Here is a 9147-nt window from a genome sequence, read left to right as displayed (position 1 = left end):
AGCTACTATTAGACGAAGGTTCTTTTGAAGAAATTGGCAAGTTCGTTATGCATCGTAACAAAGATTTTGGTCTCGATAAAGAATATTATTTAGGAGACGGTGTTGTAACTGGCTATGGAACAATTATGGGGCGTTTAGTCTATGTTTTTGCCCAAGATTTTACTATTTTTGGAGGTTCGTTGTCTGAAACCTACGCCGAAAAAATCTGTAAAATCATGGATATGGCCATGAAAAACGGAGCTGCCATAATTGGATTGAATGATTCTGGAGGAGCCAGAATTCAAGAAGGCGTTAATTCATTGGCAGGATATGCCGATATTTTTTATAGAAATACTTTAGCTTCGGGCGTAATTCCTCAGATTTCTGCTATCATGGGGCCATGTGCTGGGGGTGCTGTTTACTCCCCTGCCCTCACAGACTATGTTTTCATGGTTGAAAACACCTCTTACATGTTCGTTACAGGGCCAAATGTGGTAAAAACAGTTACGCACGAAGATGTTACTTCCGAAGAATTGGGCGGAGCAATGACCCATGCAACCAAATCGGGCGTTACGCATTTTGTGTCAGCCAATGAAGTTCAATGTATCAACGATATTAAAAAATTGTTTAGTTATATTCCTTCAAACTGCGAGGAACAACCTATTTTTACCCATTATGTGTCGAATGGTAGCGAAAAGAGACCAGAATTGCTGAAAATAATGCCCGAAAATCCAAACCAGCCTTATGACATGCGGGAAATAATTGAGCAGTTAACAGATGAAGGCAGTTTTTTTGAAGTACACAAATATTTTGCCGAAAACATTGTGGTAGGTTTTGCTCGGATAGGTGGTAGAAGTATTGGAATTTTGGGAAATCAACCCGCTGTAATGGCTGGTGTTTTAGACATCAATGCAAGTTTGAAAGGAGCAAGATTTGTTCGCTTTTGTGATTGTTTTAATATTCCTTTATTAGTATTAGAAGATGTTCCTGGCTTTTTACCTGGCACTGACCAAGAATGGCACGGCATTATTTCGCATGGAGCAAAACTTTTGTATGCTTTTTGCGAAGCAACTGTGCCACGAATAACAGTTATCACTCGTAAAGCTTACGGTGGAGCATATTGTGTGATGAACTCGAAGCACATCGGTGCAGATATGAACTATGCGTGGACTTCTGCTGAAATTGCCGTAATGGGTGCAGCAGGGGCAGCTGAAATTATTTTCAAAAACGAAATAGGCGAAGCCGAAGATCCAAAAGTAGAACTACAAAATAAAATTGAAGAATACACTGATAAATTTGCAAATCCATATAAAGCTGCCCACAGAGGATACATTGATGAGGTTATCAGCCCAGAAGATACACGAGAAAAACTTTTGAAAGCTTTTAAAATGCTCGAAAATAAAGTGGACACTTTACCACGAAAAAAACACGGAAATATTCCTTTGTAGAATTTAGATACGAGATATGGGATTTGAGATACGAGAAAACGAAGCATTTTCTCCAATCCTGTATCTCATATTTCGAATCCGTCATTCTGATATTTTGCTGAAAGTTTTTTGGGTGCTACTTCACAATAGGATGCAGTGAGTGCGTCTTTGAAAAACTCTTCATCCAATCCATCTAAGTTAAAGTTTGTCCAACCTTGTTTACCCCATTTATTTGGTACAGAATACACAATGGTTTTATCGCCATAGAGCGAAAAGATATATTGGTCATTTTCAGATAATTTCAGCGTAGCTCTGTTATGCTTCTCATTTAGCGTTGCAAAAATCTTTTTATTGACTCGAAACGACGCTTTCTCAAAATGAGGCATCTCTTCCACTTGATCAAACGAAAGAGCAATCTCTCTAACCATTTTAGTAGTTATCATCTGAAAAAAAGTATAATATATTGATTATCAGTACATTAAAAACTTACTGACTAATAAAATAATCCCAAGTTGCTTTTGCAATTTCGGCAATCATACGGTCGTTGGTTGCTTCTTTTTCCATCGAATTCGTAACAAAAATCGCAATAATAAATTGTTTTCCATTAGGTAAAGTTACAATACCAATATCGTTAGTTGCTCCTGTTAAGCCATCTTTGTTTGTACCAGACCAGCCCGTTTTATGAGCCAAAATTGCTGTTTTTGGCAATAATGCCTTTATTTTAGTTGAGCCCGTGGTGGTTTCCACCATCGTTTTCCAAAGAAAATATTGACTTGTTTTAGATAAAATATGTTTCTTATGAAATTTTTCGAGTAATTGGACTGCTGCAACAGGCGTACTAAAATTAGTATATTGCACATTCCAATCGGCTTGCATTACTTCTTCATTCGACATAATTGCTACATCTTTAACGCCCAAAGAATGTATATAGTCATTCACTTTTTTCGGTCCGCCTATAAATTTAAACAAAATATCACAGCCATTATTATCACTTTGTGAAACTGTAAAACTGATTAATTCACTCAACGCAATATTGACATTTCCATTAGGATATTTTTCTCTTAGCGGACTCCAAGTATCTGTTCTTAAATCTGTTTTATTAATAAATATTTTCTGATTGAGCGACATATTCCCTTTATCAACTTGATTCAAAACTGCCAAAGCCAAATGAAATTTATAAACACTTTGCATCGGAAAATGCCCATTTCCATTGAATGTCAAAGTGTCTTTACCATCAAGGCCTAAAATCGCAACGCCAACTTTGGCTTGCTTGGTTTTTGTTATTTGCTCAATTTTATTTTTAAGCAAGCCTGTTTGCGAATTGGCAACATAAGATTGTAGATAAAAAGTTAAAATTAGGAGGGCTACTCTGCGTTTCATTTTATTTCTTTAAATTTCTGTTTTACAATAAGATTATCTCCTAAACATTTTCAAAAGTTTGGCTACGGCACTACTAATTTCTTTGTCAGTATCCATCAAATCGTTTACAGTCTGAATGGCATGAATAACAGTACTGTGGTCACGTCCGCCAAAGTGATAACCAATTGACTTTAAAGAAAGATTGGTGAGCTCTTTTGCCAAATACATTGCCACCTGACGAGGTAAAACTATCTCTCTTAAGCGACTTTTACCTTTCAAATCGGGTGTTCTGACCTTATAATGCTCGGTTATGGCTTCAATGATTGTATCAACGGTCACTTCCCGTTCTGAATCTTTTACCAAGTGTCGGAGTGTAATTTTTGCTAAATCCAAATCGATTTCACGGCGTGTGAGCGATGCTTGTGCCAAAAGCGAAATCATCACACCTTCCAATTCACGGACATTTGTATCTACACTATGAGCCAAATATTCAATCACTTCATAGTCAATCGAAATACCTTCGGCTTGCACTTTTTTCTGAATAATCGCAATGCGAGTTTCAAAGTCTGGTGTTTGCAAGTCTGCCGTTAAGCCCCATTTAAAACGTGAAAGCAAGCGATCCTCAACCCCTTGCAATTCACGTGGCGGTCGGTCGGAAGTCATCACTATTTGTTTACCTGATTGGTGTAAATGATTGAAAATATGAAAAAATGTTTCTTGTGTTTTTTCTTTTCCTGCCAAAAACTGCACATCATCAATAATCAAAACATCAATCTGCATATAAAAACTCATGAAATCTTGCAAACTATTATTTCTAATAGCATTGATATATTGACTCGTAAATTTTTCGGAAGAAACATACAAGACAAACTTACCATTAGCTTTGTTTTTCATGAAATTGCCAATGGCTTGTACCAAATGTGTTTTACCAAGTCCAACACTTCCGTAAATCATTAAGGGATTGAACGAAGTAACACCAGGTTTTGAGGCAACCGCATAACCAGCAGCTCTTGCTAAACGGTTACAGTCGCCTTCTATATAATTGTCAAAAGTATAATTTGGATTGAGGTAAGAGTCGAGGCTCAACGAATCCAAATCTTTCATTTGAAAAGGGTTTTTTACTACATCGGCATTATGATTATCAGGTTTAGCATACTGTGGATTATTGACTGGCGGCATATTGATTGCAATTTGAGGCTCATTTCTCTGACGATTTCCACTATCAATTACAATCGAATATTCCAGCATTCCATCTCGACCAATGGCATAATCTAATGATTTTCGTAACAAATGCACATAATTCTCCTCAAGCCATTCATAGAAGAACTGACTTGGCACTTGAATTGTCAACTTTTTCCCTTCCAATTTAGCAGGTAAAATAGGTTCAAACCAAGTCTTATAACTTTGCTCCGAGATACTCTCCCGAATCATTTTTAGGCAATTCTGCCACACGATGTCCACCTCACGTTGAACAGTCACAGTTGGAGTTTTTGGGGTTTCTAAAACAGTCATCAGTTATAGTCAGATTCAAAAGGGTTGCAAAGATAACATTTAATTGAGCCAACCGAGAAGTGAATTTTGAGTTTTTTAATGAATTTTCAAAGTATTTAACAAACAATATTTTTCTGAATTTTATTTGTCTAATAAAAGTACAAATGTTAATTTTACATTTGCTATCTAAAAGACACTATCATCTTTGAAAAATACAATTTCTTTTATGAGTCAAGAATTATTCTCCGAATTCTCACAAATCACAAAAGAGGCGTGGTTAAACCAAGTAACGAAAGATTTAAAAGGAAAAAACTTTAGCGAGACCTTGATTTGGCAATCGCTCGAAGGCTTTGATATTTATCCCTACTATGCCCAAGAAGATTTAAAAAATTTACCAATAAAAGCAATCCAACAAGCCCAAAAAAGTAAAAATTCAGCAAGTTGGGAGAATCGATCTTTAATAAAATACATCAATGCAAAAGACACTAATTTATTGATTATCAACTATTTAAAAAAAGGAATAGATGCTATAACCATAGATTTTGGAAATTATGACCCTACCGAGCATGACCTTCTTAGACTCTTAAATAACATTAAGTTAAGCGAAACCCCTATCTATTTCAAAACGCACTATAAAGAGACTTTATTAACTAATCTAAAGAAATTTATTCATTATCAACTTAAAGGTGGGTTTGCGACTGATATACTAACAAAATATTTTTCGTCAGAATCAACTATTATTGATAAAGATGCTTGGGAAAGTACAAAAAAAAATGTCATACAAACCAACGAATATCCAGCGTTTCGAGCTGTAACCGTAGAGTCGCACGTCTTTCATAATGCAGGTGCAAATGCTGTTCAAGAATTGGCTTTCACACTCTCTTCGGCGGTTACATATTTAGACAAAATAACCGACCTTGGCTGTACTATTGAGCAAATTATTCCTAAAATTGAATTCTCTATCTCTATCGGCACAAATTATTTCGTCGAAATCGCAAAACTACGTGCATTACGCTATTTGTGGAGCAAAATATTAAAAAGCTATAACTGTTCGCTTGTTACTGACAACTATTTTCTCCACTGCCAAACTTCCAGTTTTTACGATGCAAAACTAAGTCCTTATACGAATATGCTGCGGGCTACAACTGAAGCAATGTCGGCAACTATGGGTGGTTGTGATTCTCTCACGGTTTTGGCTTATGACTCAATTTTAGCACTTGAAACAAAGTCTGAACTTGGTGAGCGAATTGCAAAAAATGTTTCGATTTTGATGAAAGAAGAAGCCCATCTTGATAAAACCAACGACCCAGCGGCAGGTTCTTATTATATCGAAAGCCTTACTTATAAATTAGCTACCGCAGCGTGGGATTTATTTTTGAAAGTAGAGAATATGGGTGGCATACTGCAGGCATTCGACCAAGGATTTATTCAATCTGAAATCGAACAATCTTATCAAGCCAAAGTGAAAAGCTTACAAAATGATAAAATAATGGTTGGTGTGAATAAATTTAGAGTCGAAGCAGAAAATATTGATAACATACCAAAAAGTGTAGTTTCTAATAAAAATATCTTGCAAAACAGACGAATTTCAGAGGTTTACGAATAACATATTAAAGGTTTTCAACCCGTTTTGCAAAACAGAATTTGGAAATGGCAATGTTTATTTATAAACGGGATACAAACCAGTTCAACAAAAAATGAAAGTTACAGGTTTTACGATTGTTCGAAATGCTATTAAATATGATTACCCAGTTTTGGAGGCAATTACTTCTATTCTGCCTCTTTGTGATGAATTTGTAGTAGCCGTTGGCAACTCAGAAGATGGCACTCTGGACTTAATTAAATCTATTAAATCTGATAAAATTCGAATTATCGAAACGATATGGGATGATTCACTACGCAAAGATGGAAAGGTTTTAGCGATTGAAACCGACAAAGCCCTTGCGGCAGTCAGTGACGATACCACGTGGGCATTTTATATTCAAAGCGATGAAATTGTGCATGAAAAATACCATCAACTTATAAAAGATGCCATGCTAACCGATAAAGATAATCTTTTAGTAGAAGGCTTACTTTTTAAATACACTCATTTTTACGGTTCATATAAATATGTAGCAGATTCTCGAAAATGGTATCGTAATGAAATCAGAATCATTCGTAACACTAAAAATGTTTTGTCTTATAAAGATGCCCAAGGTTTTAGAAAAAGAGATAATACTAAACTGAAAGTAAAATCTATTGATGCGTACATTTATCATTATGGTTGGGTGAAACCACCAAGCAAAATGACCGAAAAAATAAGAGGACTATCTTATTTTTGGCATACCGACCAAGAACTCGACCAACAGCAACCTTCCAATCTTGATTTTGATTATTCGGGCATAGATTCTTTGACACTTTTTGAAGGAACGCATCCAAAAGTTATTCAGCCACGCATCAATAATATGAGTTGGGCATTTGATTTTAACATTAAACAAAAAAAGTATTCATTAAAAAACTTGATTTTAATGAAACTTGAAAAACTAACAGGCTGGCGAATTGGAGAATATCAAAACTATATCAACCTTTAATAAGATTTTTAAAAGATTTACAAGACAGACAAGATAATGCTGATTGCAGTTTGAAACTGCAATCTCGTAGCAAATCAAGTTTGCAACTTAATACCATATTATAAAAACCATGCAAGAAACACCGAAAGACAAGCAAAATTGGCTGATTTTTACCCAAATTGGCTTACAAATGGCTCTTACCATTGGTTTAGGCACTTGGGCAGGCTATTGGATTGATGGAAAAATGGCAAACAAAAACCCTATCGCCACACTTATCTTATCACTCACTTCAATTGGGCTGTCGCTTTACAATGTAATCAGACAAATTCCAAAAAATCCCTAGACAACTATGCTTAGAACCGTCATATTAACAGTCGTATTGATAATTGTATTTTTCTCAGCCAAATATCTTGGATTCGAGAACTTATTACACGAAAAAAAATGGTTAATTTTAGGTTTCTTTGTAGCCTTCTCATTTTTATTTCATCGAGTAATTGAGTTTGGTTTACGAGAAAAACAGAAAAATTTCATTCCATTTTACCTTTCTACCGTAGTTTTAAGACTTATTCTAAGTCTTATCTTCATCGGTATTGAACTTTACGTAGGGTTGCGAAACCAAGAATTATTTATTCTTAACTTTTTTGTACTATATTTATTTTATACAATTTTTGAGATTTGGAATTTAAGTCGTAAATTGCGGCATAATTCAGAAAAGTGACAAAATCACTTATTTAATTGACCGAATAATTAAAATAATATGTTGCGTACGATTACAAGTAAATTCCTACTCGTTCTTTCATTATCGGTATTTTCGATAAATTTTTCTTTCGCACAAGCAGAACACGAGGTTCAGCACGAAAGTAAAGAAACTGCCCACCAAGAAGAGAAGTTTGACATCGGTCAAATGATTATGCACCACATTTCTGACTCTCACGAGTGGGAATTTGCACATGGTTTAACCCTTCCATTACCGATTATTCTTTATACCAAGCAAAATGGTATCGAAATATTCTCTTCAAAAAGATTTGCGGAAGGAAATGGCGTTTATAATGGATACATTAATAACCACGAACACATTCATCGCCTAAACCCGCAAGGTGGATTGGACGAAAACGTTCACGTTTGGGATTTTTCGATTACCAAAAATGTAGCTTCAATGCTTTTAAGTGCAGTGATTTTGATTTTGTTGATGACTACGGTTGCAAAAAGTTTCAATAAAAATCATGGAAAAGCACCAAAAGGTCTTCAATCTTTCATCGAGCCAGTTATTTTCTTTATCCGTGATGAAGTTGTGAAGCCTAATATTGGAGTAAAATACGAAAAATACTTGCCTTATTTACTTACCCTGTTTTTCTTTATCCTAATTAATAATTTATTAGGATTGCTTCCAGGCGGAGTTAATTTAACAGGAAACATCACAATTACATTGTTTTTAGCGGTAGTTACTTTTGTCATTACACATATCAACGCCAACAAACATTATTGGATACACTTAGTGAAACCAGCAGGTGTACCTACTTTGATGTTACCTTTGATGTGGGTTGTTGAAATTGCAGGTGTATTCATGAAACCAATGTCATTAACAATTCGACTTTTTGCCAACATTACCGCAGGACACATCATTATCTTGAGTTTACTTGGTTTGATATTTATTTTCAAAAGTTTTGCCGTAGGTGGAATAGTTACACTATTTACATTATTTATGAATGCAATCGAGTTATTGGTTGCTTTCTTGCAAGCCTTTATTTTTACTTTGCTTACATCAATGTATATCGGGAGTGCTATCGAAGATAACCACGAAGCCGACCACGGTCATTAATTTTTTAGTCGATAGTCAACAATTAAACCTATCGACCGTTGTCAGTTGACTACAAACTATTTTGCTTTTTTGTTTCACTTATATAAATTGTTTTATCATGTCTTTTTTACAAGTTCTTTTACAAGCTGCCACTGATGGCGGACGTGGATTCGCAGTAATGGGTGCTGCAATTGGTGCAGGTCTTGCTGCAATTGGTGCTGGTCTTGGTTTAGGTCGTATTGGTGGTAGTGCATTGGAAGGCGTTGCTCGTCAACCAGAAGCAGCTAACAAAATCCAAACTATGATGATTATCATCGCAGCCCTTGTAGAAGCCGTTGCGTTATTTGCAGCCGTTATTTGTTTGTTGATTTCTTTCAAATTAGCGTAAGAAATAGCAACAAACGACTTATTCAGCAATGATAACCTGCTCCGTTCACATTAGGTGTCGGTGCAGGTTTCATACTTTACCCTTGACAATTTTGCTAAAAAATAATTACTAATTTTTATAATTTTATATTAACATGGAATTGCTAACCCCAGCCAT

9 protein-coding genes are annotated in these 9147 nt (G+C 35.4%); 6 read left to right on the top strand and 3 right to left on the bottom strand.

Annotation, left to right across the window (positions count from 1 at the left end):
• Nucleotides 1-1427, top strand: a 1427-nt coding sequence (locus ACH2CJ_RS06825) for an acyl-CoA carboxylase subunit beta (protein ID WP_394991515.1), incomplete at its 5' end; no start/stop codon positions are given.
• Nucleotides 1428-1492: 65 nt separating this feature from the next.
• Here ACH2CJ_RS06825 and ACH2CJ_RS06820 read toward each other — a convergent pair.
• From ACH2CJ_RS06820 to dnaA, 3 genes are read right to left on the bottom strand one after another with little or no spacing between them, the layout of a single operon-like run.
• Nucleotides 1493-1849, bottom strand: a complete 357-nt coding sequence (locus tag ACH2CJ_RS06820; protein WP_394991514.1) for an MmcQ/YjbR family DNA-binding protein — start codon at nt 1847-1849, stop codon at nt 1493-1495.
• 43 nt (nt 1850-1892) lie between these two features.
• On the bottom strand, nt 1893-2786 hold the full coding sequence (bla, locus tag ACH2CJ_RS06815; protein WP_394991513.1) for a class A beta-lactamase, subclass A2: 894 nt from the start codon (nt 2784-2786) through the stop codon (nt 1893-1895).
• Between the two features lie 33 nt (nt 2787-2819).
• The gene (gene dnaA, locus ACH2CJ_RS06810; protein ID WP_394991511.1) at nt 2820-4277 is read right to left on the bottom strand and encodes a chromosomal replication initiator protein DnaA; all 1458 of its coding nucleotides are present in this window, start codon (nt 4275-4277) and stop codon (nt 2820-2822) included.
• A 184-nt stretch (nt 4278-4461) separates the two neighbouring features.
• Between dnaA and ACH2CJ_RS06805 the strand changes: the two genes are divergently transcribed.
• From ACH2CJ_RS06805 to atpE, 5 genes are all read left to right on the top strand, one after another.
• Nucleotides 4462-5862, top strand: coding sequence for a methylmalonyl-CoA mutase family protein (locus tag ACH2CJ_RS06805; protein WP_394991510.1), 1401 nt, complete (start codon nt 4462-4464; stop codon nt 5860-5862).
• 91 nt (nt 5863-5953) lie between these two features.
• The gene (locus ACH2CJ_RS06800) at nt 5954-6826 is read left to right on the top strand and encodes a glycosyltransferase family 2 protein (protein ID WP_394991508.1); all 873 of its coding nucleotides are present in this window, start codon (nt 5954-5956) and stop codon (nt 6824-6826) included.
• 109 nt (nt 6827-6935) lie between these two features.
• Nucleotides 6936-7148: an AtpZ/AtpI family protein gene (locus ACH2CJ_RS06795; protein WP_394991507.1), complete on the top strand. Its 213-nt coding sequence runs from the start codon at nt 6936-6938 to the stop codon at nt 7146-7148.
• Nucleotides 7149-7562: 414 nt separating this feature from the next.
• Nucleotides 7563-8624 carry a F0F1 ATP synthase subunit A gene (atpB, locus tag ACH2CJ_RS06790; RefSeq protein ID WP_394991506.1) on the top strand — a complete coding sequence of 354 codons (1062 nt, stop codon included), beginning with the start codon at nt 7563-7565 and terminating at the stop codon, nt 8622-8624.
• Nucleotides 8625-8721: 97 nt separating this feature from the next.
• On the top strand, nt 8722-8991 hold the full coding sequence (atpE, locus tag ACH2CJ_RS06785) for a F0F1 ATP synthase subunit C (RefSeq protein WP_394991504.1): 270 nt from the start codon (nt 8722-8724) through the stop codon (nt 8989-8991).
• Nucleotides 8992-9147 lie beyond the last annotated feature (156 nt).

Source organism: Emticicia sp. (genome assembly GCF_043780375.1).
Lineage (GTDB): Bacteria > Bacteroidota > Bacteroidia > Cytophagales > Spirosomataceae > Emticicia.
The sequence above is the reverse complement of the archived record's forward strand: the minus strand, read 5'-3'. Positions and strand labels throughout refer to the sequence as shown.

Coding starts and splice junctions, on each gene's coding strand:
- dnaA (WP_394991511.1), bottom strand. CDS start 4,277: ATGACTGTTTTAGAAACCCCAAAAACTCCAACTGTGACTGTTCAACGT.
- ACH2CJ_RS06820 (WP_394991514.1), bottom strand. CDS start 1,849: ATGATAACTACTAAAATGGTTAGAGAGATTGCTCTTTCGTTTGATCAA.
- ACH2CJ_RS06800 (WP_394991508.1), top strand. CDS start 5,954: ATGAAAGTTACAGGTTTTACGATTGTTCGAAATGCTATTAAATATGAT.
- bla (WP_394991513.1), bottom strand. CDS start 2,786: ATGAAACGCAGAGTAGCCCTCCTAATTTTAACTTTTTATCTACAATCT.
- atpB (WP_394991506.1), top strand. CDS start 7,563: ATGTTGCGTACGATTACAAGTAAATTCCTACTCGTTCTTTCATTATCG.
- atpE (WP_394991504.1), top strand. CDS start 8,722: ATGTCTTTTTTACAAGTTCTTTTACAAGCTGCCACTGATGGCGGACGT.
- ACH2CJ_RS06795 (WP_394991507.1), top strand. CDS start 6,936: ATGCAAGAAACACCGAAAGACAAGCAAAATTGGCTGATTTTTACCCAA.